The organism is Novibacillus thermophilus (genome assembly GCF_002005165.1).
Classification (GTDB): Bacteria; Bacillota; Bacilli; order Thermoactinomycetales; family Novibacillaceae; genus Novibacillus; species Novibacillus thermophilus.
In genome coordinates, this window is record NZ_CP019699.1 from 553,659 (window position 1) to 577,902 (window position 24,244).

Here is a 24,244-nt window from a genome sequence, read left to right on the forward strand (position 1 = left end):
AGTGCGGACTGCTGTTGTCCCAGCCGCATTCTCTTGACGTTGAGCTGTTCGCTCGTGGGAAGGCGGCTCTTCCTTCCCCCCTTTGTTCCCCGTTATTAAATTCGGAAGGTGGTTTCATGACAAAAACATTGCGCTTTGATTACCAAACGGCCCTTCCTTTTTTTAGTGAGCACGAATTAGAGTACTTGGCCCCGCTGTCGCGTTGGCTCACGACCAACTGCACCAGCAGTCTGGGGCCGGGCGCGACTTTCTCGGATGGGTCGAGTGGCCGAACGAGTACGACCGCGATGAGTTTATGCGCATTCAACAAGCGGCGGAGCGCATCAGGCGTGACTCCGATGCCGTGGTCGTCATCGGCATTGGCGGGTCTTACCTCGGAGCAAAAGCCGCGATTGAGATGCTCACCCACTCCTTCCACAATCAACTGCCAAAAGAAAAGCGCAACACACCGGAAGTGTACTTCGCCGGACAGAACATCAGCTCGACGTACATCTCCCACTTGTTTGACGTTCTTCACGAAAAGGACGTCTCTGTCATCGTCATTTCTAAGTCGGGAACGACGACAGAACCGGCCATTGCCTTCCGGCTGTTTCGCAAATTTATGGAGCACAAATACGGCGTCGAAGAGTCGCGCAAACGGATTTACGCGACGACAGACCGCAAGCGGGGCGCTTTGAAACAGCTGGCAGATGCGGAAGGGTATGAGACGTTTGTCATCCCTGACGACATCGGCGGACGTTTCTCCGTGCTGACCCCCGTCGGAATGCTCCCGATCGCGGCGGCGGGCATTGACATCGGAGCCATCATGGAAGGAGCGAGGGAAGCCGCTGAACGCTACCGCAACCCTTCGCTAGATGAGAATGACTGTTATCAATATGCGGCCTTGCGCAACGTGTTATACCGTAAAGGCAAGACGACCGAGCTATTGGTCAATTACGAACCGGCGCTACACTACGTGGCTGAATGGTGGAAGCAACTGTACGGGGAGAGCGAGGGGAAAGACGGGAAAGGCATTTTCCCTGCTGCTGCCGACTTTTCCACCGATTTACACTCATTGGGCCAGTACATACAGGAAGGGATGCGCCACCTATTTGAAACCGTGCTGTTCGTGCAGAACGTCCGTGAACCGGTGACGATTGAAGAGGATGAAGGCAATTTAGACAAGTTAAACTACTTGGCCGGCGAGACGATGGAACATGTCAACAAGAAGGCGTTTGAAGGAACGCTCTTGGCCCACACGGACGGAGGGGTGCCGAATGTCGTCCTCGAGCTTCCGGATGTGAGCCCCCGCACGTTCGGACAACTCGTATACTTTTTTGAAAAAGCCTGCGGCGTCAGCGGATACCTTCTCGGGGTCAATCCGTTCGACCAGCCCGGCGTCGAAGCGTACAAGAGAAACATGTTTGCACTCCTCGGCAAACCGGGATTTGAACAGGAAAAGGCGGCTTTGCACAATCGGTTGGGCAGGTAATGAGGATACAACCCCAGCTTGCTCTCCACTACCGTCATACCACTTCTGGCATTTTGGGGCTTTTTGCATGGGAATGGCCATCGAGAAAGAGTCGTTAAGGTTGCACCGTCAGGGCAGCCTTTTTTGTGTCGTCACCCCCCCACTGTCTGCGGGTCTTACAGCAGCGACGGTGTGGCTACCTTTTTCGTGGAGCATGTCCTTAACTCGCTCCATGTGATCGGCAGCTGTAGCCGCTGACTTTTCCGCCGTAAGTGGACCCGTCCGTTCCGTCGGGTGTCTCGTTTGTATTGACGGCTTCTCTTTCATAGGATATGATAGCAGTAAATATAATTAATTAATTTAATAAAGAATTTTGTACGACGGTTAAACTTAGTGGTTTAGTCGGAGAGGAGGGCCTGTAGTGGCGGAATTGCGATACAACCCTTTGTTGAGAGACTGGACGATTGTCGCTTCCAATCGTCAAAAACGGCCGCATCTGCCGAAAGATTTTTGTCCGTTTTGTCCCGGATCGGGTCAAGTGCCAGACCGTTATGACGTTTACAAGTACGACAACGACTTTCCGGCTTTAATGCCTGACCCGCCTGAGCCCGACCCTGTCGGCACTCCTTTGTACAAGGCGGAGCCATCGTACGGAAAGTGTGAAGTCATTCTGTACTCTCCCGATCACACGGCGGCGTTGTCGGATTTACCCGTAGAGCACGTCGAAAAAATCGTCGCTCTCTGGACGGAACGCTTCGCTGAACTATGCCAGGACCCGCGCCACAAATACGTCATGATTTTTGAAAACCGCGGCGAGGAAGTCGGGGTGACGATGCCCCATCCACACGGGCAAATTTATGCCTACCCGGTCATACCGCTCAAAATCAAAACAGAATTAGCCAGTTGCCAAGCGCACTATGAGCAGACGGGACACTGCCTGTTGTGCGACATGAATGAAGAGGAGAAGCGCTTTGGACAGCGCATCGTTGCCGAGAACGAGCATTTTATCTGCTATTTGCCTTACTTTACCGACTACCCTTACGGCGTCTTTATCGTCAGTCGGGCGCACAAGACGGCAATTACTGATTTTAATAAGGCGGAGAGAAAAAGTCTGGCTGAGATGCTGAAGAATGTGACCGGGGCCATGGATCTTATCTACGACCGCCTGTTTCCGTACATGATGGTCATGCACCAACGCCCTGTCAGCAGTGATGTCGAAGACTACTATCACTTTCACATTGAATTTTATCCGCCCCTTAGGGACAAAGACAAGATCAAGTACTACGCGTCGTCAGAAATGGGGGCTTGGGCGGCGACCAACCCCCGTTCGGTAGAGGAAACGGCACCTGTGTTAAGGGAAGCTTATCGCCGCTTTCTGAACAGAACCGAGGGGGAGGGAGAAAGGTGACGACGGGAGAAGTGAGAGAGGCGTTGCGAGAACGCTTTATACAGACGTTTGACACCCCAGAGCTGACACGCGCTGCCAATGGGCACCGCGATGACATCAGAGTGTTTTTTGCGCCGGGGCGAGTCAACTTGATCGGAGAACACACGGACTACACGGGGGGGTATGTGTTTCCGGCGGCCTTAACGCTCGGGACGTGGGCTGCTGTTCGTCCGAGACAGGACGGAATTTACCGCTTGGCTTCTGTTCAGTTTGGCGGAGTGGTAGAATGCGGTGTTCACGATATCGCTTACAGACGGGAAGATGGCTGGGCCAATTATCCGAAAGGCGTGTTGGACGAACTCGTCAGGCGACTTGGAGCGGGCGTTTTTTCAGGGGCGGACATTTTGTACGATGGGAACATTCCGAACGGGGCCGGGCTGTCGTCGTCGGCGTCCATTGAACTCGTCACCGCAGTGGCGGTAACGACCATCGCTTCGGTTCACATCTCGATGATGGAACTAGTGAAGTTGGCGCAACGGGCAGAAAGCGAATTCGTCGGAGTAAACTGTGGCATTATGGACCAGTTTGCCGTCGGCATGGGGAAAAAGGGACGCGCCATGCTGTTGAAATGTGATACGCTTGAGTATGAGTACGTCCCCTTTGATGCAGCCGATCTCCAGCTGATCATCACGAATACGAACAAGCGGCGGGGTTTAGCCGACTCTCAATACAACACACGGCGCCGCGAGTGTGAAGAAGGACTGATGCAAGTACAACAGGTGCTGCCCCACGTTAAGTCGCTGGGACGTTTGCGGTACCGGGAGTGGGAGCGCATTCGCGACAAGATCCCACCAGGGGCCGTGCGCGACCGGGTGGAACACGTAACGGGCGAAAACGCACGCGTTTTGGCAGCTGTTGAAAGCTTGAAACAAAATGATTTTGAGACGTTCGGACACCTGATGAAAGAGTCCCACGCCTCGTTGCGCGATTTGTTTGACGTCACAGGGAAGGAGCTGGATGCCCTTTACGAAGCTGCATGCCGCGTGGACGGGTGTATGGGGACGCGCATGACGGGAGCGGGATTTGGCGGGTGTACAGTGAGTCTCGTCCGAGAGGACAGCGTCGATCGCTTTAAAGAGCAAGTAGCCGACGTATACACAGAAAGAACGGGTTTAACCCCCACATTTTATACGTGTGACATCGGCGGCGGCGCACGGGAAATAACGTAGGGGAGTTTCTTTGACGCTTTGGGTCCGCGACGGAATGCGTTGCGACAACAGCGAGTTTCGCTGTTTTCCCGGCCCACTTTCGTTCGTCGCCTCACTTTGTTGTCCCGTCAAGGAGCAGAAAGTTCTACCTGCCCCTTCGCTGACTGGTAGCTCATGACTAGAATTCCATTGGCAGCACAGGAGGTGTATCCGTGGCTGTTTTAGTGACAGGAGGTGCCGGCTACATCGGCAGCCATACGACAATCGAGTTGCTCGAGCGGGGAGAAGACGTCATCGTCGTGGACAATTTACAAACTGGTCACGAAAAGGCCGTCGTCGGAGGCACTTTTTACCTGGGAGACATACGGGACCGTTCGTTTTTAGATCGAGTATTCAGTCAGCATGAAATTGAAGCCGTCCTTCACTTCGCCGCCAGTTCGTTAGTCGGCGAAAGTGTAGAACAGCCGCTCGTTTACTACGAAAACAACGTCATCGCCGCCCACACCCTCCTCTCGGTTATGTTGGATCACGGCGTAAAGTGTATCGTGTATTCGTCCACGGCGGCTACTTACGGAGAACCGGGACAACTCCCTATTCGGGAAGAGAGCGCGACAGTGCCGACCAATCCGTACGGCGAGACAAAATTAGCCGTAGAAAACATGTTTCGCTGGTGTGACCGAGCTTATGGATTGAAGTCGATTTCGCTCCGCTACTTCAATGCGGCAGGCGCCCACCCGGACGGGACGATCGGGGAAGATCACGACCCTGAAACTCACCTCATCCCGATCGTCATGCAAGCGGCACTCGGACAGCGCGAAAAGGTACACATCTTCGGCGATGACTATCCGACCGAAGACGGAACGTGCATACGCGACTACATTCACGTGACGGATTTGGCGAACGCCCACTGGCTGGCGCTTGAACACTTGCGCCGCCACCACAGGAGCGGCGTGTACAACCTGGGGAACGGCCGAGGATTCTCGGTGAAAGAAGTCATTGAGACAGTGAGGGATGTCACCGGACAACCGATTCAGGCGGACATTTCACCGCGAAGGTCGGGAGATCCGGCGATCTTAATTGCATCGCCAGAAAGAGCGATAAGAGAACTCAACTGGAAGCCGAAATACGACAACTTGCACACGATTGTCGAAACGGCGTGGAAGTGGCACAAAGCCCATCCGAACGGGTACGGGGATTAAATAGACCACCACTGTGCCCGTCTCAAATGAACATCATGTAACGCGGTGTGGGGAGGGGGTTGTCGGAAGACATGATGTAACTGAAAAGTGATCGCAACAGATGACGTAATGCGAGATAAGGTTGGCTTCGATCAAGTAATGGGAGGGGATGAGTATGACGTTCACTGTAAGTGAACCGTTGGAGAAAGTTCGGGCATTTTTAACTGAACAGGCGTTGGACGGTGTCCTTTTACGGACGCGTCGCAACTTTTCCTGGGTCACGGGAGGGAGGGACAACCACATCGAGTTGGCGACTGAGCTCGGAGTTGCCGACTTACTGATTTTTCGCGACATCCAGTACTGCGTTACGACAAAAATGGAATCTCTCCGTCTCTACGAAGAGGAACTTGAAGGGTTGGGTTACGAATTCGTCACACCTGAGTGGTACGAAGGTACCGAAGGCGCCATCCTCCAACTGTGTAAAGGGAAAAGGGTCGGGAGCGACGTCCCGTTTGCCCACTTTCCCCATGTGGAGCAAGAGCTGGCACCCCTTCGGTACAGCCTTTCCACCGGAGAAATCGACCGCTACCGCTGGCTGTCGCAAAAGGCCGCCCGGGCGGTAGAGGCGACGTGCCGTGACATCGAACCAGGTTGGACGGAGCACCAAATCGCGGCTAGTCTGGCGGCCAGAGTGTTGCAAGACGGCATTCAGCCGACGGTGTTGCTCGTGGCGACTGACGACCGCATCTTTAAATACCGGCACCCAATCCCGACGGACAAACGGTTGCAGTCGTACGCGATGCTTGTCCTGTGCGCAGAAAAGTGGGGCCTGATCAGCAATGTGACCCGCTTTGTTCACTTTGGAACACTTCCGCAAGAACTGGAGGAAAACAAGTGGAAACTGGCACAGATTGATGCCGCGATGAATGCCGCGACCAGGCCGGGCGTTCCGATTAAAGATGTGTTTCAAACCGGCCTCGATACATACGCCAAAGTGGGTCACGGAGACGACTGGCGTTATTTACACCAAGGTGGGCCGACGGGGTATAAGGCGCGGGAGTTTTTCGCCACACCAGAAGTGTCTGGAAACGTAGAGCTTAACCAGGCGTTCGCCTGGAATCCGGCCATTCGCGGGATCAAGTCGGAAGACACTCTCCTGGTGGGAGAGAGGGAAAACGAATTTCTCACCCACACGGGCGACTGGGTTTACATGGAAGTGGAAGAGAACGGAGTCACTTACTTGCGCCCCGATATCTTGATCCGATAAGATACCCATAGAATGAGGGGAACAGTGTACACTCGGGACAAAACCCGACCGGTTAATGGAAATTGAGGCCATCCGGTTGAGTCACCGGTTGCCCCGTGTTTTCTCCTAGGAGGAGTTGTATGGCCAACCACTTAGTTGGAAGCTTTCAATTGATGAAGTCGCTCAACAAAACGCTGATTCTCAATGTCATCCGCACGGACGGGCCGATCTCACGGGCGGAGATCGCGAAAAAAACGAATCTCACGCCTCCGACGGTGACGAACATCGTCAGTGAGTTGATCTCTTCCGGCCTTGTCATCGAACGCAACCTCGGCGAGTCGAAAGGCGGGCGGAAACCGATCATGCTCACCATCAACACATCGGCTTTTCACGTGGTCGGTGTCGACGTCGGCAGCCGACAGATCAGCATTGTGGTCACGGATCTGAATGCGTCGGTTTTCGAATCTCACCAGGTCGATCTTCCGCACCCGTTATCGGAAGGTCGATTTATGACTTTACTCAAAAACGGGATTCGCACTGTCATGGATAAGCCATTGAAAGAAGGCAGCATTGTGGGGATCGGCATCGGGATGCACGGCTTGGTCAATCCCGACAAGGGGGTCGCCATTTTCGCCCCGAATTTAAACCTTCGCAACATGGCACTGCGTGAACAGTTGGAAGCAGAATTTCACGTACCGGTTGAAGTTGACAACGACGTGCGGGCGATGGCGTTGGGAGAGAGCTGGTTCGGCAACGGCCGAGGGATCGACAACTTTATTTGCGTAAACGTGGGCAACGGAGTGGGAGCCGGAATTATACTGGATCAAAAACTGTTTCGAGGGGCGAGTTTTACGGCTGGTGAAGTGGGGCATACGACTGTCGATCCCGATGGTCCACCATGTACGTGTGGGAATAACGGCTGTCTACAGACGCTCGTTTCGGGTCCAGCTGTGGCGGCCCGGGCGAGGGAGCAGATTCAAGCGGGAAGAAGCAGTGTACTCGAAGGAAAGGACATCACAGGAGAAGCAATCTACCATGCGGCGTTGGAGGGGGACGCCCTCGCTCTCGACATCTTGCGGCAGACGGGGCGCTACCTCGGAATCGGGTTGGCCAATCTCATCAATACGCTCAATCCAGAACGAGTCATCGTCGGCGGCGGCGTGGCAAAAGCCGCTCAGTTCATCATGGGGCCGCTAAAAGATACAGTGGCAGCGAGAGCCTTGGACACTCCCGCCAGGTCGACGACGATCGTGACGGCTAAACTGGGTGACCAGGCCACGGTCATCGGGGCTGTTACTCTCGTGTTGCGCAAACTGTTTACACCCGAATACAGCCAGTCCGACGTGTCGTAAAAGAACGCTAGCAACTCTGGTGAGAGGCCCGTTTCTAGGGACCTCTGTCATGGAGTAGCCGGCGTCCACATCGACGTTTCCGTCTCCCACTCTTCCATTGATGCGGTATTTGATGCCAAAGACATCGTTAGTAATAGGCCCGGAGTAACGTGATCTCACCGTGTGGTTCGACTTCGTAAACGTCCAGATTGGCCGGTACGAGCAGCGTGTCACCTTGTGATATGGGCAGTGCGTGACCTCCGTCGTATGCGAGAAGGCCTTTTCCCTGGGCACATATGAGCACGTCTGGCTGTCCTTTTTTTCCGAGGGGAACGGCGTGTGGAGCGGAAAGCTCCCACTTGTCGATCGTAAAGTACGCGCACTGGATTAAATGTTCTTGCACAACTTCCGCGGTGTCAAAGACGATATGCCGTTCATCGGGGACGGTCTGCGCTTCGTAGCGCAGGACATCGGCGGCCTGATCTGTGTGCAGTTCACGCGGTTTCCCGTTGGAATCCACCCTGTCCCAGTCGTACACTCGGTAGGTGACATCCGACGTCTGTTGCACTTCGATCAACATCACGCCGCCCATAATGGCGTGGAGGGTGCGGGAAGGAACAAAAATAAAGTCGTCTGCGGCCACTTCTACGTATCGCAAATAGTCTTTCACTGTGCCTTCTCGAACGGCTTTTTCGTATGTGGTCCGGTTCGGAAAGGTGTGCCCGTAGTGGACGGTTGCCCCTGGATCGGCCTCGACGATGTACCACGCCTCTGTTTTACCGTAATCCCCCTCGTGCTTTTGGGCGTATGCGTCGTCCGGGTGAATTTGTACAGACAAGTCTTGTTCAGCGTGGATAAACTTCACTAACAGCGGAAAACAGTCTCGGTCCGTACGCCCTAAATAGAAACCAGGGTATTGCGCGACAATGTCTGGCAGCGTTTGTCCCGCTAGAGGGCCGTTGACGCACACACTCGTCCCGTGAGGGTGTCCGGAAAGCGTCCAAACCTCTCCGATTTTACCGTTTTCATCAAGTTGAAAAAAAGGGGCGAGACGGTCTCCGCCCCACACGCGCTCTTTTGCAATCGGGCGAAATTTCAACGGGTATGAATGAAGACTTGACAAGTCCATTGCGACGTTATCCACCTTTCGCGATTCGTCCTGATCCCATTATACATGAAAACGAGGGAACGTAACCGACATGAAAATTCATAGTCCAACAGTCCCTGATCTTGTGGTAAGATAAAGGATAAGTTTATCGTTCAACGCGTTACAGTGTGTAGGCGTTAACGCGCTATTTTAAAAAAGGGGAGGAAGACGTGTACGATGAAAAAGAGATGGGGGCCCTTAACCCTTGTTCTGCTAGCGCTCATGCTCGTGTTGGCGGCATGCGGACAGCCGTCTTCTGACGCGGGAGAGACTGAAGAAAACGCTGCGGAAACGGGCGAAGGCGATGAAGCGACGAGTGAAGGCGATGAGTCGGTCACAATCGGCATCAACCAGCTCGTTGAGCATCCATCCCTCGATGCCGCTCGGGAAGGGTTTATGCAGGCGTTTGCCGACAACGGATATACCGAAGGGGACAATGTGACATTCGATGTGCAGAACGCTCAAGGAGATCAGTCAACCGCCACCTCCATCGCCAACAAGTTCGCTTCTGACGGAGTCGATCTCGTTCTGGCCATCGCCACCCCTGCGGCACAAGCGACTGCGCAAGCGATCACGGATATCCCGGTGTTGATCACGGCAGTGACAGAGCCGGTTGAGGCTGGATTGGTGGAAAGTTGGGAAGCGCCAGGAAGCAATGTCACTGGGACGAGCGATTTAAATCCAGTGGCAGATCAGCTGTCTCTCATCCCGGAAATTGCCCCTGATGCCAAAACTGTAGGGATCGTGTACAGTTCCGGCGAAGTGAATTCGGAAGTACAGGTCGAATTGGCACAGGAGGCAGCGGACGAACTTGGTTTGGAGTTGGAACTGGCGACGGTGAGCAATAAAAGTGAAGTGTTGCAGGCGGCCCAGTCGCTGGCAGGAAACGTCGACGCCTTCTACGTTCCGACAGACAACACGATTGTCGACGCGTTAGAGTCGATGATTCAAGTTGCGGAAGAATCGCAAATTCCCCTCATTGTCGGAGAAGGGGACAGCGTTGAGCGCGGCGGATTGGCGACGTGGGGCATTAACTACGAAAAACTCGGTTACCAAACCGGGGAGATGGCCATTAAAATATTAGAGGGTGAAAACCCAGCGGATATGCCAGTGGAGACGCTGGAAGATATCGAATTGAGCATCAATGTGTCCGCTGCGGAGCGCATGGGGGTCGACATCCCTCAGGAGCTGCTGGACCAAGCGGACAACGTCATTGAGTAGGAGAGGGTTAGATGGGCACAGCGATAGACCTAGGACTCATATACGCGGTCATGGCTCTCGGCGTGTACTTGACATTTCGCATTCTGGATATGCCGGATTTGACCGTAGACGGCAGCTTTACGACGGGAGCCGCTGTCGCCGCGAAACTCATCATCAGCGGTGTGCCCCCCCTTTGGGCGACGCTGGCCGCCGTCGTGGCGGGCATGATCGCCGGGTGGATCACTGGAATCCTACACACCAAGGGGAACATTAACGGTTTGCTCGCTGGGATCTTGACGATGATCGGCCTGTATTCGATTAACTTGCGCATTATGGGCGAGGCGAATTTATCGTTGCTCCGCGAGGATACATTGATCACACCGTTGAGGGACGGGGGCTATCTGGGAACCTGGCTTTCCATAGTCCTCTTAGCCCTGATTGTCGTGGTCATTAAACTGTTGCTCGACTGGCTGTTGCATACGGAGATCGGCTTGAGTGTGCAGGCCACTGGCGACAGTCCCGAAATGATTAAAAGTCTCGGTGTGAATACAGACCATACGAAAATGTTAGGCCTCAGCCTTTCCAACGGATTGGTGGGCTTAAGCGGCGCTCTCATCGCCCAGTACCAAGGGTTTGCCGACATCGGAATGGGGATCGGTTTAATTTTGGTCGGGCTAGCTTCGGTTATCATCGGCCAAGTGCTGTTCGGCAACCGTAGCATTGTCGTGTCGACCCTGGCGGTCATTCTCGGTTCGATCGTCTACCGCATTGTCATTACGTTGTCGCTGGAACTGGGATTCAATCCGTCGGACATGAAACTCATTTCGGCCGTTCTCGTCGTTCTCGCGCTCACTTTGCCCCAGTGGTCCCTATTTCGGCGTCTGCCGCGGTTTAGCGTCGCAGGCAGTGTCCGCTCACAGGCGAAGGGAGAGGAGCGCTAATGTTACGACTGGAAAACGTCTCGAAAACGTTTTTCGCCGGCACTGTCAATGAAAAGAAGGCGCTAAACGGGATTAATCTTCACCTGGAGGCCGGTGATTTTGTCACGGTCATCGGAAGTAACGGAGCGGGAAAGTCAACGTTGCTGAATGTTATCGCCGGTCGGCTGAAAAGCGACGAAGGGACTGTTGCGATTAACGGCGAAAATGTGACGGCTCTAACGGAACACGAGCGCGCCCGTTACATCGGACGGGTCTTTCAAGATCCGATGGCTGGCACGTCCCCAAGTATGACTATCGAGGAAAACTTGGCCCTCGCTTACCGGCGCGGGAAAAAGCGGACGCTCAAATTAGGGGTGACAAAGGCAAAACGCGATTTTTTCCGGGAACATCTGTCGATACTGGAACTCGGGTTAGAGGACCGCTTAAAGGCGAAAGTCGGGTTGCTTTCTGGCGGTCAGCGTCAGGCGCTGTCGTTGCTCATGGCCACTTTTACCCAACCGGAAATTTTGCTTCTGGACGAACACACGGCGGCCCTAGACCCGAAGCGGGCAGCGTTAGTGACGCAGCTCACCCGCGATATCGTGGCCAAATTTTCCTTGACGACCTTAATGGTGACACACAACATGGAACAAGCCCTTCAGCTCGGCAACCGGCTGATTATGATGCACGAAGGCCGAATAATTCTCGACATTCCCCCTGAACAGAAAAAATCGATGCAAACAGACGATTTGCTGCGGGCTTTCGAAGAAGTGAGGGGCGAAGCGTTTGCCGAGGACCGGTACATCCTGCAGTGACGCATCGACAGCGGGTGTTTTGGACAGACACAGTGTTCAAACAACCGCTGAGATGCAAGAGAAGCAGATGATATGGGAGTTTCTGTTGTGCTGAATTTCCTTATTTCGGTACGGACGGCTCAAGGGTGGGGTGTCTTAGTCGATCCTGATCCTTTCTCTGAACCGTTCGTACTTTTTTTGTTTTAGTGACGTTTACTCTCCTGTGTGACTCTATCATACAGGTCAAGAAATGAACGGGCAGCGTTGGGAAGGTAGCGGTCTTTGTGATAAGCGAAGACGAGCGTTCGCGTCGGTTTGGAAGCGAGGGACAAGTACACGGGCCCGATGTTGTTCCGGGCCACCATTTCGGGGACGAGGGTGACGCCTAACCCGTGCTTCACAAAGGAAAGGGCTGTTTGGATGCTGCTCGTTTCATAAGCGACGCGCGGTTGGAAGCCGCTTTCAGCACACAGGCCGAGCACAGTTTGTCGGAAACCGTAGCCCCGCTTTAACAAAATAAACGGGGCGCCGGCAAGTTCTTCCAGACGGACGGATGGTGTTTGGCGAGTTAGTCCCTCCGGCAACCATGCTTCGTCCGTTGTCGGCAGTGCAAGGAACAGCGGTTCGGTGAGCATTGTCTTCGTGGTTAAGCGGGAGTCCTCCACAGGAAGAGACAGAATGGACACATCAACGTGCCCTTTGACCGTAAGTTCGGTTATCGTCTCTGTCGACTCCTCCACAAGCCGCACGGTGACTTGCGGGTATTGGACTTGGTAAGACTGGAGGAGTGGCGGCAACACATGGCCGCCCGTGATGACCGTCGTACCAATGATCAAGTCGCCCGTCGCGCCTTCGCTCTGCTCCCGCATCTCGCGTTCAAGGTCTTCATGCAGTTGGAGGATGTGCTCGGCTCGTTTGAAAAAGCGTATCCCTTCCGGTGTCGGTGTCACTTTGTTGCGGTCTCGGAAAAACAGCCGGACTCCGAGGTCTCGCTCCAGTTTGGCAATTTGTTGGCTGAGGGACGGCTGGGCGATGTTTAACGCTTTGGCAGCCTGGGTAAAGCTCTGTTTGCGGTATACTTCGCAAGCGTATTTGAGCAATCGCGTTTCCATGAAATGTCTCCTTAATGATAGTTTGTACCTATCGTCATTATACAATATATATCTTGGACTAATAGAATTTTTTGCGGTAGGATAAGAGTACGGCAAACGTGGTCGTTGCAGAAAGTTTTGTTGCGTCAGGTTGAGGTCAGGCAGATCAACGGAGTAAACGGCGGGACCCGCGTTGACGCGTTATGTCAATGTCGTGGTTCCCGTTTCGTGTCAATGTTGGTAAAATAGAGGATAATTTCTGTCGTGTTTAGCAACTTTTAAAATAGGTGGGGTGAGGGTATGAAACCGAGGACAATGTTTGAGAAGATCTGGGATCGACACGTCATTCACGAAGAGCCGGGGAAACCGAGCATCTTGTACATCGATCTCCACATGGTCCACGAAGTGACGTCGCCGCAAGCGTTTGAAGGGTTGAGGTTGTCCGGGAGACGCGTGCGCCGGCCGGACTTGACGTTTGCGACGATGGACCACAACGTTCCGACGACGGACCCGAAATTGGGAGTAGAAGATGAGATTTCCGCCAAGCAGATGGAGACGTTGAAGAGGAACTGCGAGGAGTTCGGCATTGAGCTGGCCGATTTCTTCAGTGCCAGACGGGGGATCGTGCACGTCATAGGGCCGGAGCTCGGCTTAACTCTTCCGGGCAAAACGATTGTGTGCGGGGACAGTCACACGTCGACTCACGGAGCCTTCGGCGCCTTAGCCTTCGGCATCGGCACGAGTGAAGTCGAGCACGTACTGGCCACCCAATGTTTGCAGCAAGCGAAGCCGAAAACGATGGAAGTGCACGTAAAGGGTGATCTCCAACCGGGAGTCAAAGCGAAAGACTTGATCTTGGCCATTATCGCCAAATTCGGCACGGACTTTGCCACCGGCCACGTCATTGAGTACACCGGCGAAGCTTTGGAAAAAATGTCGATGGAAGAGCGGATGACGATATGTAACATGTCGATTGAAGCCGGGGCGCGCGCCGGCATGATTGCACCGGACGAAACGACGTTTGAGTATTTGCGCGGTCGTGAACGGGCACCGAAAGGGGAACTGTTCGACAAGGCGGTGGAAGAGTGGAAAGCGTTGCGCACAGACGAAGGGGCCGAATTTGACAGCCGTGTCGAAATTGACGCCTCTGAAGTGGCGCCGCAAGTGACGTGGGGCACCAGTCCGGGCATGGGGACCGACATTAACGGGGTTGTCCCGGACCCGGCTTCTTTCGACAACCCGACGAAGCGCAAAGCCGCCGAGTTGGCGCTGGAGTACATGGATCTAAAGCCCGGTACACCGATGACGGAAATTCAAATTGACCGGGTGTTTATCGGCTCGTGTACGAACGGCCGGATTGAAGATCTGCGCGAAGCGGCGAAAGTCGTTCGCGGGCGGCGGGTCGCTCCCAACGTGAGGGCGATGGTCGTGCCCGGCTCACAACAAGTGAAACGACAGGCAGAAAAAGAAGGGCTGGATAAAGTGTTTAAAGCGGCTGGATTTGAATGGCGCCAAGCGGGGTGCAGCATGTGTCTCGGCATGAACCCCGATATTTTGCAGCCGGGTGAGCGGTGTGCGTCGACGTCGAACCGCAACTTTGAAGGTCGACAGGGCCGCGGCGGCCGCACGCATTTAGTGAGTCCGGCGATGGCGGCAGCAGCCGCAATTGAAGGCCACTTCGTGGACGTGCGCAAGTGGAAATTCGTGGAAGAAGAGGTGTCTGAACATGGAGCCGTTTAAACGACATACCGGGTTGGTCGCGCCGCTAGACCGAGCCAACGTGGACACGGACGCCATTATACCGAAACAATTTTTAAAGCGCATCGAACGGACCGGTTTCGGGCAGTTTCTCTTTTACGACTGGCGTTTCGACGAAGCGGGAAACGAAAACCCCGAATTCGAGCTAAACAAACCTCAATACAGAGGGGCCAGCATTTTGCTCGCCAGGGACAATTTTGGCTGCGGTTCTTCGCGGGAGCACGCGCCGTGGGCCCTTCTCGACTACGGATTTAAAGTGCTGATCGCCCCGTCTTTCGCCGACATTTTTTACAACAACTGTTTTAAAAACGGCATTTTGCCCATCCAGTTGCCGGCGGAGACCGTCGATGAGCTGTTTCAAAAAGCAGGGCAAGAAGGGTTTACGCTGACGGTGGATTTAGAAAAGTGCACCATTTCAGACGACCGTGAGTTTCACGTCACATTTGACGTGGACGGCTACCGGCGCCAGTGCCTGTTACAAGGCCTGGACGATATCGGCGTGACGTTGCAGTACGAAGATAAAATCAAGGCATTTGAGAAGCAGTATCCGGCCTACTATCAACCGCAAACGGGCTGAGCGTAGGACATAAAGTGAAACCTCCCAGCCGCTTCAACGTTTTCTGGCTTTAAGTGAAATGCGTAAGGTGAAAGGGGCGTCTGCCAACCGACCGCCCCTTTAAATTTTTGTTTTTACGTGTCGTCCTCCTCTGTCGACGTCCAATGGACCGTGAACGTCACTTCATCGGATGCGGCATCCATATCTTCTGCGTGAGTGGATTGGGCGCTGCTTTCGGCCGTAGCGTCGACCTCTTCTGCGTCACTCGTTGAAGTGTCGACTTCATGGTTGGAAGACAGAGTGTAGATTGGCTCCGAGTCGTCCAAATGTGTTTCGGCTGCGCCCTCCTGTGCTTGTGCCAACGGTTCCTCATCCCCTTGCGATTCGAAGGCGGAAATGGAATCACGCTCTTTTGCATTGCCTGCCTCAGCAGATTGGGCGGCATGGCTTCCGACCGCAATCCAGAAGAATGTCCCTTCCACCGCAGTCTCTGCTGGTTCCGATGGCGTCTGAATGCGGATGGAAAACGAGTCTGTTCGGCGTTCTTCTAAGCTGGCCGTGCACCCCGGGCGATCGGTCATGGCGACGACGGCGTATTCAGGTGAAGAATACGGTCGGTTGAACTGAACATCGAGGAAAACCTCGCTTTCGTTTTCCCTAATCCGAAATGTGCCCACACCGAACTGGCTGTTGTTTTGACTGTAAGTGTGGAAAGGGTTGAAAGACAGTTTCTCCAGTCCGATGGAGTGGTCAGCGATTTTATCGCCGGTTACGGCTCCGTCTGCGATGGTGTCCGTCATGACCGCTTCCTTGGCCAGGTGGGCACTTTCGACTGAACGGCTGCGGATGTGACGCGCTTCTACCGTTTCAGCGGCCATGTGCCTCGCTTGTATCGATTCAGAAGCGATCTTATTCCCCGTAACGGTTTGTTCCTGTAAGTGACGAGTGTTGACAGATTCCTCCGCCAGTTTATCCGCTGTGACAGCAGCATCGGAGATGTGGGCTGACCGGATGGATTCTGAAGCGATCTTCGGTGATGTGACAGAACCGTCGACAAGGTGATCCTGCCGGATGACCCAAGACTGCAAGTGATCACTGTGGATACAATCAGGTGCTAAGTGATGACTGTGAATTTCTTCCGATGCGATGTGCGATTGGCGAACGGCTTCCTCTGCCAATTTGTCGTTGGTGACCGCCTGGGCTTGAATGTGCCGCGATTCTATGACTTCCGGTGCCAATTGGACAGATGTGATCGTTTCATTGGCGAGGTGGTCTCGAGTGACCGACTTGTTTTGAATGTGGCGGCTTTGGATCGCGTCGTCCGCGATGTGATGTGCCTGAACAGCTTCTTCGGTCAACTTTTCACTGGCGACGGAATGGTCTCGCAAGTGGGCAGTCTCGACAGAATCGGGTGCGATTTTGGAAGACGTGACGGAACTTTCGCCTAACTTCGCGGTGGTGATGGCGTAATCGATCATTTTGTCCGTTGAAACCGATTCAGGTGACAGTTTAGACGTGGTGACAGACTTATCTGCCAGTTTGGACCCAAATACGCTGTTTTCCGCCAAGTGGTGTTCGTGAATGCTCCCTTCTTTGATGTGGGAGCTCCCGACGGACCTCTGTTCAAGGTGGTGTTCCTGAATGGCCTTCGGCACGATGTGTGTGCTCGTCACCGCATCATCTTCGATGATGTGGCTGTCGACGGATTTTGGGGCGATTTTGGCTTTGGTGACAGCGTGTTCAGCCAGGTGTTTTTCGGAAACGCTTCCCGGAGAGAGATGTTTTCCGGAAATCGTCTGTTCTTCCAACATGTCTCCTTGAATGGACGCAGGGGAGATGGCCCTTTTCGTCACGGCTTTGTCCGCTAAATGGTGCATTTCGATAGCCTGTTGTTGGATGTGATGACTTTGGACGGCTTGACGCTTGATAGCGTCCGAGTGGATGCTATTGGCAGACACTTTCTCTTCCGTAACAGCTTTGTCCGCCAAGTGATGCGTTTGGACGGATTGGTCGGCGATGTGTTTTCCTTTTACAGAGGCTTGATCCAATTTGCTCGAGGTAATGGCTTCTCTACTGATTTTGTCACTTGTGACAGCACCGTCTTGCAGCTTGGCGGTGGAGATGACGCCGTCTTTCAACTTTGCCTGATCCACACAGCTGTTGGCTAGGCTGTTGGCCGTAATCGATCCGCTCTTAATCTTCTGCGACGTGATGGCTTGATCGGCAATGTGTTCTCCCTGCACATGACCGGCAGCCAGATGGCGAGAGTGGATGGACCTGTCTTTCAACTTTGTGTCGTCGATACTGTAGTCGACGAGCCGGTCGCCTGTAATGTTGTTTTCCATTAAGTGTTTAGATTGAATCGTCTCGCGTTTGATTTTTTCCCCGCTGATGGATCCGGAAGCGATGTGTTGCTCTTTGACAGCGCCCGGCACGATTTTGGGGGCGGTCACGGACCCGTTTTCCAGTTTGGACGTGTTCACGATGTTGTCCGAAAGGTGATCGCGCTGTACGGCATTGTTTTTAATTTTGGAACTGGTTACGGATTGATTTGCCAGCTTTTCACTCGTCACTGATTCATTGGACAAATCACCCGTGTAAATGTAAGGTTTGGAAATGCGTTCGATGGAGGCGGGGGTTTTTGTGCTGGCGGTGTGCAGTTGGGCAGAATCGTGATCTTGTGGTGTGTCAAGATCGTTTCGGTTCACGATGTTGTCTATGATCCACTCATCATCGATCGGAATCTGTCGCTTTTTTTTGCGGACAGGCTTTCTCGGCTTTCGGTTCCTCACCTTGATCATCCTTCCTGTTATCATCTTTCACCCATAGGTATATTCACTAGAGGCAAACGTGGAAACATAATTATTGAAAATGGGTGTATACCTTGATGACGAGTGGCAGATGGTCGGACGCTTCCGGTAGAGTCTTCACGACGTCGGCTTGGACAACGCGAAAGGCCGGGCTCAAAAAGATGTAATCCAACCGGGCGCGGGGCCGATATGAAGGATAAGTACATCCGGCTCCCTCTCCCGCTTCCTGCCAGCTGTCGATCAAGTGACGGGTGACGTTGCACCATGGGGAACTGCCCGGTTTCATGTTCCAGTCTCCAGCCAACATGACAGGCAGTCGGGTTTCTTTCACTTTGTTCAAAATAAACGACGTTTGTCGTCTGTGGGTGATTCTGTCCAGGCTGAGGTGAGTGGCATACAGTTTAATCGGTTGAGCGTCGATGAGACACGTGACATCCAGTAGGGCACGGTCTTCAACGAGGCGGTAGTGTAAGCGATAGTTTTGAATGTCCGCAATGGGATAGCGGGATAGGACAGCGTTCCCGAACTCTCTATTCTCTCCACGGTGTACGGCAGGGCCGAACGCGTAGTCCATCTGTAAATAGTGTGCCAGCCAGTCAATTTGGTCGATGTAGTCACTTCGGCTGGAAAAGTTCCGGTCCACTTCGTTCAAGACGGCCAGATCTACATCGCACGCTGCAATTAAGTCGGCTATGCGTTGCAAGTTGAGGACACCGTCTGTACCTCTGCCGTGATGGATGTTAAAGGACATGATCGTTATGTAGGACATCGAAGTTTTCCTCCTCATGTTGGACAGGCAGGCGAGGAAGTCTCACTCATGATTTGCCTGGCCAAGCATACGAATGAAAACAAAACAGCCAAAGTAGGTGGACGGTCGCCATGGACAACAAATCCGTACGATGGTTCGTCGTGCTCTTTATCGTGTATGCTATTGCGTTGGCAGTCGGTTTATTCAGTGTGCAGCGCCCTGTCCCGGTACCGGACGGTTGGGTGGGGACGGTAGCCGATCCTAAGACCTTCATTCCAGAAGGTGAACTTGAGGAAAATGCCCTTTTCGCCCGGATACGGGACCTGCTTTATTTTTTGCAGACACCGTTGATGTGGCTGTTGGTGCTGATTGGTCTGTTTGCCGGTTGGTTTCGAAGGGCAAAAGAGTGGCTAGACCGTCGCATCAAGTTGCGGATATGGTCCGGTACGGCTTTTGCCGTTGCGGTCTTGACGGCGGTGGAACTGATCCAACTGCCGTTTCATGGGGCTTACTACGCGTTGTCCCGCTATTCTGGCGTGTCGAATATGAGTGTCGGGTTTTGGCTGACAGATCAGCTGAAAGCGTCGTTGCTGTCCGTCGCCATGTCCCTGCCTGTCGTGTTCCTCCTGTTTTTCTTCATACGGAACAGCCCCAGGAGATGGTGGGCCTGGATGGGTCTAATCTCCGTACCGCTCACGCTGTTTTTTGTCTTTATCCAACCCGTCGTCCTCGATCCGCTGTTTAACGATTACACGCTGCTGCGTGAATCAGAGTTGAAAGCCGACATTCTCGCCCTGGCCGATCAGGCCGGTATACCGGCGGACAACGTGTACGAAGTGAACATGTCGGAACGGACCAATGCGTTGAACGCCTACGTGACCGGAATCGGATCTAATGCGCGCATCGTTTTGTGGGACACGATGCTTGAACAGATGTCGACAGAGGAAATTTTGTTCACGATGGCGCACGAAATCGGACATTATCAGATGAGACACGTTTACTGGGGTACCTTTTTCAGCATTGCAGGGACCTTTTTGTCGCTGTACCTTGTCTTTCGCGGTTCGAGATGGCTGCTCGCGAAGTTCGGATGGCTGTGGGACATTCCGTCCCTTTCACGTGTCACGGCGCTCCCGGTACTGTTACTCGTTTTTTCTGTCGTCCATTTCGTGGCGACCCCAGTAAATACTGGAATTTCCAGGGTTATGGAAACGTCGGCCGACGAGTACGCGCTCCAGATGACAGGCGCTCCGGAGGCTGGGATCAGCGGTTTTCAGCAGTTAGCCCGTAAAGGGAGGTCGGAAACGTATCCCCCTCGCTTCATTAGATGGTGGCGTTATACGCATCCTTCCATTTCCGAACGGCTACACCGCTTTGAGTCGGAGAGAGGCAGCGGTTCTGCCTTGGAGTAGCAGCCGCTGCCCCTCTGTTTCTAAACTTAGCTCATGTGCACGAATCGGTCATCCCTGTTCAGGGGGCGTAAAGGCGATGTCGTCAAATACAAAGTAATCCACGTTAATCATGCGGAATAAGTAATCTTTGTTGGTCTCCCGATCTCTGAGCAACAAATAGTCTCGTCCTGCTGCCCTTAATGTTCCCGTGACGACCTTGGCGTTCCATTCGCGGTTGTTCTCGTACGTCAAGTAGATCGTCACCACTTTGCCGATATTCAGGCGCAAAATATTTTCAATGTACGACTCTTCCATCTGTTGGCTCGCTTCCGCCCCCATTTGACTGGGATAAAAACTGTCGCAGTTGACATAAGGCGACGGATGAGATGGCGGGATATGTCCGTCGTAACGGTACATGGGATCCTCTCCTTTTTTTAAATAGCTAGAATACGTTCGGACAGTCTTCTTGCCTGGGAATATAGAAACAGTGGCTTTTGTAGCGGCCGCTGTGTTGTTGGTTGTACCACGTCGGAGGGCAACTTCCGGATGGTTTGAAGAACCACAGCGCGTATGTGGCGGGATCGTACCGCTCTCCGCGGATGACTTGTCGGGCTAACCGAATGTCTCGTTCCCTGGGGGGCTGGTAAAAGTACGAATGCTGTACAGCTTCAAAACCGCCCGGCGACTGAAACACCATTTGTTCAATGGTGCGAATGCCGACGAAGTCCAAACAGTTGGCGACGACGCGATTGACGCCGACGTTTCCGACCATGAGCATTCCCAATTCCAAGTCACCCTCTGCTTCGGCACGCATTAATTGGGCGAGCAGCCTCACGTCTTGTTCTCTGGCAGATACGCGTGACATGGGTCACCTCCGTCTACATCCAGCTTCTCCAACAGTATATTGGGCTTCTGCTGGAAGCGTTCCGTCACAACGTGAAAAAATGTTCATGATTCAGGCGAGTGTTTCTCATCGTTTGTGGTATATTGAATAGTACAGACATGCTGAAACGTGGTGTTTTAATGATGAAGAGATGGCTGAAGTCTTTCGGTATTTTAACGACGTTCGGGACGTATCTCATCCTCGTTATGGGGGCGGTTGTGACCAAAACAGAATCCGGTGAAGGGTGCGGCGATTCGTGGCCCCTTTGTCACGGCGAACTGATCCCGTCTTCCGTCAATCTCGAACTGGTCATCGAGTACAGCCACCGCATCGTTTCTGGCATTGTGGGTCTGCTCGTACTGATTTTTGCGATCTGGGCAGTTGCCGCAATGCGGAAAAGTCGAGCTGTCAAATGGTTTGCCATCGGTAGCGTGTTTTTCATCGCATTTCAAGGGGCGCTCGGCGCGATGGCTGTCGTCTTCGGCCAGTCGGATGCCGTCCTGGCTTTGCATTTCGGTTTTTCTCTGCTCTGCTTCACATGCGTCCTTCTTTTGACTATGCTCGTGTTCCGAGGGGATCAACCGCACGAAGTGCGCCTGACCGATGTGACCGACTCATTTCGCTACTTAATCTGGTCGGCGGCTGTCTTCATTTACTTAGTCGTCTACACGGGTGCTTACGTGCGCCACGCCGATGCGAGCATGGGCTGTGCTGACTGGCCGTTGTGTAACGGACAGCTGATTCCGCCCCTCTCGGGCATTGAAGGGATTCAGTTTGGCCACCGTGTCGCGGCGGCCCTGTCGTTTATCTTTATCGCCTACATTACGTATGTGGCGATCCGTCACTACAGAGACAGAAAAGACGTTTACTGGGGCAGTGTGGCATCGTTCGCCCTCATTGTGTTACAAGTGGTGAGCGGCGGTTTGACGGTGCTGACAGGAATCCAGTTGATGGTGTCCATTGTCCATACTACCATCGTGTCGTTCTTGTTCGGAGTGATGTGCTACATGGCCTTTCAAGTCCGTAAACCCGCCGGGCAGCGCCAGGGGGGTATGATAGAGACAAAACGGGTGTTGACGTGACGGTATATGTGATAAGGGTGTGATGCGATGCACGTCATCGAGCGCAAAAAGCGGTACGACGGAACGGTGACGGAGTACCGTTGCCGACTGGTCAGAAGGCGCGAGAGGGAAATGGTGCTGCTGTACGCCATTCCACAACCGTTCAAGCTGAATGCCGCGTCCTGGACCGTTCACATCCCGGCCGGAACGTACACCGTCGCCTATTACTGGGAGCACTTGCCTTACAACGTCTACCATTGGCGGACGCCGGCCGGCATCTCCTTAGGATCGTACTTTAACATTGTGAAAGATACATGCATAGCGGAAAACTGTGTGTCATACACCGACATGATCGTCGACGTGATGGTCATGCCTAATGGGGATTACGCTGTTCTCGACGAAGATGAACTTCCTGCTCCGCTTGACGTTTTTGAAAATGGCCGCGTGAAGTCAAGTGTCGACCAGCTCTTGCGTCACCTCGATGAAGTGATGCGTTACCTATACGAGGAAACGGACCGTCTGATCGAAGCAGGGAATATCAAAGGAATCGTTCGCTTGTAAAAGACCCGTATCACCTTAAGTGTGATACGGGTCTTTACCTTACGAGTCGCTCGATTTTATATACCGCTGCTCAGTTGTTGTTCTGCCAGAGCGACCAATCGCTTCGTAATTTCTCCTCCGACAGATCCGTTGGCACGGGAAGTGGTGTCAGGACCTAATTGGACGCCAAACTCTTGGGCGATTTCGAATTTCATTTGGTCCAGTGCTTGTCTCGCAGCTGGTGCCAAAAGTTGGTTTGTATTGCGGCTGTTTGCCATTTTCATCACCTCCACTTTATATCTATAATGTGTACCAATTGATGCCAAAGATGTACGGAGCGTGTATGTAAATGTTGGAAAACCCTAGCGTGTTGGCGGTTTTGCCCGTTCGTACGGTTTAGGCCAGTTCACCTCGACGTCGAGTGCCTTGGCGGCGTGGAGCGGCCAGTACGGATGGCGCAACATCTCTCTGCCTAAGGCGATAAAGTCCGCCTTTTTGTCCCGCAAAATGTATTCGGCTTGTTCAGCTTCGGTGATGAGCCCAACGGCACAGGTGGCTATGCCGGCTTTCCGGCGTATCGTTTCGGAAAAAGGCACTTGATAACCGGGTCCGATGGAAATCTTTTGTTCCGGTGCATTGCCACCAGAGGACACATCTACGACGTCAACCCCCTTTTCCCTCAACATTTGGCTTAAGCGGACAGAATCTTCCAGTGTCCAGGAAGGCCGTGAGGTGTGTTCCAGCCAGTCCGTTGCCGATATGCGCACCCACAGCGGATAGTCGTCCGGCCAAACGCTGCGAACCGCTTCGACGACTTCCATCAGAAAACGCGTTCGATTCGCAAACGATCCGCCGTACTCGTCAGTGCGGTGATTCGAGTACGGAGAGAGAAACTGGTGCAGCAAGTACCCGTGGGCGGCGTGAATTTCAACTAGCTGAAATCCGGCCTCTAGGGCGCGAATGGCTGCCTCCTTAAAGCAGCGGACGATGCGCCCGATTTCTTCTACTGTAAGCGCGCGGGGCATTCCGTAGTGGCGCGCGTACGGGATCGCGCTGGCTGATACGACTTCCCAACCTCCTTTTTCCTCACTGACATAGCCTTGCCCCTTCCACGGGGCGTGCGTACTCGCTTTTCGTCCAGCGTGGGCCAGTTGAATGCCGGGGACACTGCCGTTCTCTCTTATGAAGTGGGTAATGTTTTGTAACGGTTTTATATGTTCATCGTCCCAAATGCCTAAATCATCGGGTGAGATGCGTCCTCGCGGTTCCACGGCAGTCGCCTCTGCGATGATTAACCCGGCACCCCCGACGGCACGGCTACCGAGGTGGACGAGATGCCAGTCGTTCGCCAACCCGTTTACGGCCGAGTACTGGCACATAGGAGATACCACGATGCGATTGCGAAAGGAAATGTTCTTCAACGTCACAGGTTGAAACAACATCGGCTGTTTCTGTTTGGTCATGAACAAAAGATCCTCCTCTCAACGTGATTAAACTCTATTATACGGAAAACCGGAAGGAAATTGCAGGAAAAGGGACCTGTCCACT

The 24,244-nt window shown here is 53.5% G+C and carries 21 protein-coding genes and 1 pseudogene; 14 read left to right on the top strand and 8 right to left on the bottom strand.

Going from position 1 to position 24,244, the window contains the following annotated elements; translation table 11 throughout:
- Positions 1–116 precede the first annotated feature (116 nt).
- The 6 genes and pseudogenes from B0W44_RS02815 (at position 117) to B0W44_RS02840 (ending at position 7,821) form a co-directional block, all read left to right on the top strand.
- Positions 117–1,471: pseudogene (locus B0W44_RS02815) on the top strand (glucose-6-phosphate isomerase).
- A gap of 400 nt (positions 1,472–1,871) precedes the next feature.
- On the top strand, positions 1,872–2,858 hold the full coding sequence (galT, locus tag B0W44_RS02820) for a galactose-1-phosphate uridylyltransferase (protein WP_077718680.1): 987 nt from the start codon (positions 1,872–1,874) through the stop codon (positions 2,856–2,858).
- Complete coding sequence (locus B0W44_RS02825; RefSeq protein ID WP_418304067.1) at positions 2,855–4,066, top strand: galactokinase; 1,212 nt, start codon at positions 2,855–2,857, stop codon at positions 4,064–4,066. The genes galT and B0W44_RS02825 overlap by 4 nt, the downstream gene beginning before the upstream one ends.
- Positions 4,067–4,257: 191 nt before the next feature.
- On the top strand, positions 4,258–5,244 hold the full coding sequence (galE, locus tag B0W44_RS02830; protein WP_077718681.1) for a UDP-glucose 4-epimerase GalE: 987 nt from the start codon (positions 4,258–4,260) through the stop codon (positions 5,242–5,244).
- Between the two features lie 154 nt (positions 5,245–5,398).
- A complete protein-coding gene (locus B0W44_RS02835; protein WP_077718682.1) occupies positions 5,399–6,490 on the top strand; it encodes a M24 family metallopeptidase in 1,092 nt (363 codons plus the stop codon).
- A 119-nt stretch (positions 6,491–6,609) separates the two neighbouring features.
- Positions 6,610–7,821 (top strand): ROK family transcriptional regulator, encoded by a 1,212-nt coding sequence (locus B0W44_RS02840; RefSeq protein WP_077718683.1) that lies wholly within the window; start codon positions 6,610–6,612, stop codon positions 7,819–7,821.
- Positions 7,822–7,948: 127 nt separating this feature from the next.
- Here the strand turns inward: B0W44_RS02840 and B0W44_RS02845 are convergent, their stop codons facing one another.
- A complete protein-coding gene (locus tag B0W44_RS02845; RefSeq protein WP_228441434.1) occupies positions 7,949–8,944 on the bottom strand; it encodes a type I phosphomannose isomerase catalytic subunit in 996 nt (331 codons plus the stop codon).
- Between the two features lie 180 nt (positions 8,945–9,124).
- Here B0W44_RS02845 and B0W44_RS02850 point away from each other — a divergent pair, with 180 nt between their 5' ends.
- The 3 genes from B0W44_RS02850 to B0W44_RS02860 are packed head-to-tail and all read left to right on the top strand — an operon-like array spanning position 9,125 to position 11,882.
- Entirely contained in the window at positions 9,125–10,168 is a 1,044-nt protein-coding gene (locus tag B0W44_RS02850; protein WP_228441437.1) for an ABC transporter substrate-binding protein, read from the top strand.
- 11 nt (positions 10,169–10,179) lie between these two features.
- Positions 10,180–11,088 carry an ABC transporter permease gene (locus B0W44_RS02855; protein WP_077718685.1) on the top strand — a complete coding sequence of 303 codons (909 nt, stop codon included), beginning with the start codon at positions 10,180–10,182 and terminating at the stop codon, positions 11,086–11,088.
- Positions 11,088–11,882 (top strand): ABC transporter ATP-binding protein, encoded by a 795-nt coding sequence (locus B0W44_RS02860; RefSeq protein ID WP_077718686.1) that lies wholly within the window; start codon positions 11,088–11,090, stop codon positions 11,880–11,882. Before B0W44_RS02855 ends, B0W44_RS02860 begins: the two co-directional genes overlap by 1 nt.
- A gap of 182 nt (positions 11,883–12,064) precedes the next feature.
- Here the strand turns inward: B0W44_RS02860 and B0W44_RS02865 are convergent, their stop codons facing one another.
- Positions 12,065–12,973, bottom strand: a complete 909-nt coding sequence (locus B0W44_RS02865; protein WP_077718687.1) for a LysR family transcriptional regulator — start codon at positions 12,971–12,973, stop codon at positions 12,065–12,067.
- 279 nt (positions 12,974–13,252) lie between these two features.
- Between B0W44_RS02865 and leuC the strand changes: the two genes are divergently transcribed.
- Both leuC and leuD read left to right on the top strand, forming a co-directional pair.
- Positions 13,253–14,692, top strand: a complete 1,440-nt coding sequence (leuC, locus tag B0W44_RS02870) for a 3-isopropylmalate dehydratase large subunit (RefSeq protein WP_077718688.1) — start codon at positions 13,253–13,255, stop codon at positions 14,690–14,692.
- Positions 14,679–15,287 carry a 3-isopropylmalate dehydratase small subunit gene (gene leuD / locus B0W44_RS02875; protein WP_077718689.1) on the top strand — a complete coding sequence of 203 codons (609 nt, stop codon included), beginning with the start codon at positions 14,679–14,681 and terminating at the stop codon, positions 15,285–15,287. The genes leuC and leuD overlap by 14 nt, the downstream gene beginning before the upstream one ends.
- Positions 15,288–15,400: 113 nt before the next feature.
- Here the strand turns inward: leuD and B0W44_RS02880 are convergent, their stop codons facing one another.
- Both B0W44_RS02880 and B0W44_RS02885 read right to left on the bottom strand, forming a co-directional pair.
- Positions 15,401–18,058 (bottom strand): WIAG-tail domain, encoded by a 2,658-nt coding sequence (locus B0W44_RS02880; RefSeq protein WP_169835391.1) that lies wholly within the window; start codon positions 18,056–18,058, stop codon positions 15,401–15,403.
- A 70-nt stretch (positions 18,059–18,128) separates the two neighbouring features.
- Positions 18,129–18,845 carry an endonuclease/exonuclease/phosphatase family protein gene (locus tag B0W44_RS02885; protein WP_077718691.1) on the bottom strand — a complete coding sequence of 239 codons (717 nt, stop codon included), beginning with the start codon at positions 18,843–18,845 and terminating at the stop codon, positions 18,129–18,131.
- Between the two features lie 110 nt (positions 18,846–18,955).
- Between B0W44_RS02885 and B0W44_RS02890 the strand changes: the two genes are divergently transcribed.
- The gene (locus B0W44_RS02890) at positions 18,956–20,233 is read left to right on the top strand and encodes a M48 family metallopeptidase (protein ID WP_077718692.1); all 1,278 of its coding nucleotides are present in this window, start codon (positions 18,956–18,958) and stop codon (positions 20,231–20,233) included.
- Between the two features lie 48 nt (positions 20,234–20,281).
- On the opposite strand, the gene gerQ is transcribed toward B0W44_RS02890, so the two are convergent.
- Together gerQ and B0W44_RS02900 are read right to left on the bottom strand one after the other, a co-directional pair.
- Entirely contained in the window at positions 20,282–20,629 is a 348-nt protein-coding gene (gene gerQ / locus B0W44_RS02895) for a spore coat protein GerQ (RefSeq protein ID WP_077718693.1), read from the bottom strand.
- 25 nt (positions 20,630–20,654) lie between these two features.
- Positions 20,655–21,077: a cell wall hydrolase gene (locus tag B0W44_RS02900; RefSeq protein ID WP_077718694.1), complete on the bottom strand. Its 423-nt coding sequence runs from the start codon at positions 21,075–21,077 to the stop codon at positions 20,655–20,657.
- A gap of 158 nt (positions 21,078–21,235) precedes the next feature.
- Between B0W44_RS02900 and B0W44_RS02905 the strand changes: the two genes are divergently transcribed.
- Complete coding sequence (locus B0W44_RS02905) at positions 21,236–22,177, top strand: COX15/CtaA family protein (RefSeq protein ID WP_169835392.1); 942 nt, start codon at positions 21,236–21,238, stop codon at positions 22,175–22,177.
- 27 nt (positions 22,178–22,204) lie between these two features.
- Positions 22,205–22,717, top strand: a complete 513-nt coding sequence (locus tag B0W44_RS02910) for a ribonuclease FAU-1 family protein (RefSeq protein ID WP_077718696.1) — start codon at positions 22,205–22,207, stop codon at positions 22,715–22,717.
- Between the two features lie 56 nt (positions 22,718–22,773).
- On the opposite strand, the gene B0W44_RS02915 is transcribed toward B0W44_RS02910, so the two are convergent.
- Positions 22,774–22,974, bottom strand: a complete 201-nt coding sequence (locus B0W44_RS02915) for an alpha/beta-type small acid-soluble spore protein (RefSeq protein WP_077718697.1) — start codon at positions 22,972–22,974, stop codon at positions 22,774–22,776.
- Positions 22,975–23,058: 84 nt separating this feature from the next.
- On the bottom strand, positions 23,059–24,159 hold the full coding sequence (locus B0W44_RS02920; RefSeq protein ID WP_077718698.1) for an NADH:flavin oxidoreductase/NADH oxidase: 1,101 nt from the start codon (positions 24,157–24,159) through the stop codon (positions 23,059–23,061).
- Between the last annotated feature and the right edge of the window lie 85 nt (positions 24,160–24,244).

What these genes read in the sequence shown, in the direction of transcription:
- leuC (WP_077718688.1), top strand. Translation starts at nt 13,253, where the DNA reads ATGAAACCGAGGACAATGTTTGAGAAGATCTGGGATCGACACGTCATT.
- B0W44_RS02860 (WP_077718686.1), top strand. Translation starts at nt 11,088, where the DNA reads ATGTTACGACTGGAAAACGTCTCGAAAACGTTTTTCGCCGGCACTGTC.
- B0W44_RS02920 (WP_077718698.1), bottom strand. Translation starts at nt 24,159, where the DNA reads ATGACCAAACAGAAACAGCCGATGTTGTTTCAACCTGTGACGTTGAAG.
- B0W44_RS02885 (WP_077718691.1), bottom strand. Translation starts at nt 18,845, where the DNA reads ATGTCCTACATAACGATCATGTCCTTTAACATCCATCACGGCAGAGGT.
- B0W44_RS02915 (WP_077718697.1), bottom strand. Translation starts at nt 22,974, where the DNA reads ATGGCAAACAGCCGCAATACAAACCAACTTTTGGCACCAGCTGCGAGA.
- B0W44_RS02905 (WP_169835392.1), top strand. Translation starts at nt 21,236, where the DNA reads ATGATGAAGAGATGGCTGAAGTCTTTCGGTATTTTAACGACGTTCGGG.
- B0W44_RS02835 (WP_077718682.1), top strand. Translation starts at nt 5,399, where the DNA reads ATGACGTTCACTGTAAGTGAACCGTTGGAGAAAGTTCGGGCATTTTTA.
- B0W44_RS02840 (WP_077718683.1), top strand. Translation starts at nt 6,610, where the DNA reads ATGGCCAACCACTTAGTTGGAAGCTTTCAATTGATGAAGTCGCTCAAC.
- B0W44_RS02890 (WP_077718692.1), top strand. Translation starts at nt 18,956, where the DNA reads ATGGACAACAAATCCGTACGATGGTTCGTCGTGCTCTTTATCGTGTAT.
- B0W44_RS02855 (WP_077718685.1), top strand. Translation starts at nt 10,180, where the DNA reads ATGGGCACAGCGATAGACCTAGGACTCATATACGCGGTCATGGCTCTC.
- gerQ (WP_077718693.1), bottom strand. Translation starts at nt 20,629, where the DNA reads ATGTACCGTTACGACGGACATATCCCGCCATCTCATCCGTCGCCTTAT.
- B0W44_RS02865 (WP_077718687.1), bottom strand. Translation starts at nt 12,973, where the DNA reads ATGGAAACGCGATTGCTCAAATACGCTTGCGAAGTATACCGCAAACAG.
- B0W44_RS02850 (WP_228441437.1), top strand. Translation starts at nt 9,125, where the DNA reads ATGAAAAAGAGATGGGGGCCCTTAACCCTTGTTCTGCTAGCGCTCATG.
- B0W44_RS02900 (WP_077718694.1), bottom strand. Translation starts at nt 21,077, where the DNA reads ATGTCACGCGTATCTGCCAGAGAACAAGACGTGAGGCTGCTCGCCCAA.
- B0W44_RS02910 (WP_077718696.1), top strand. Translation starts at nt 22,205, where the DNA reads ATGCACGTCATCGAGCGCAAAAAGCGGTACGACGGAACGGTGACGGAG.
- leuD (WP_077718689.1), top strand. Translation starts at nt 14,679, where the DNA reads ATGGAGCCGTTTAAACGACATACCGGGTTGGTCGCGCCGCTAGACCGA.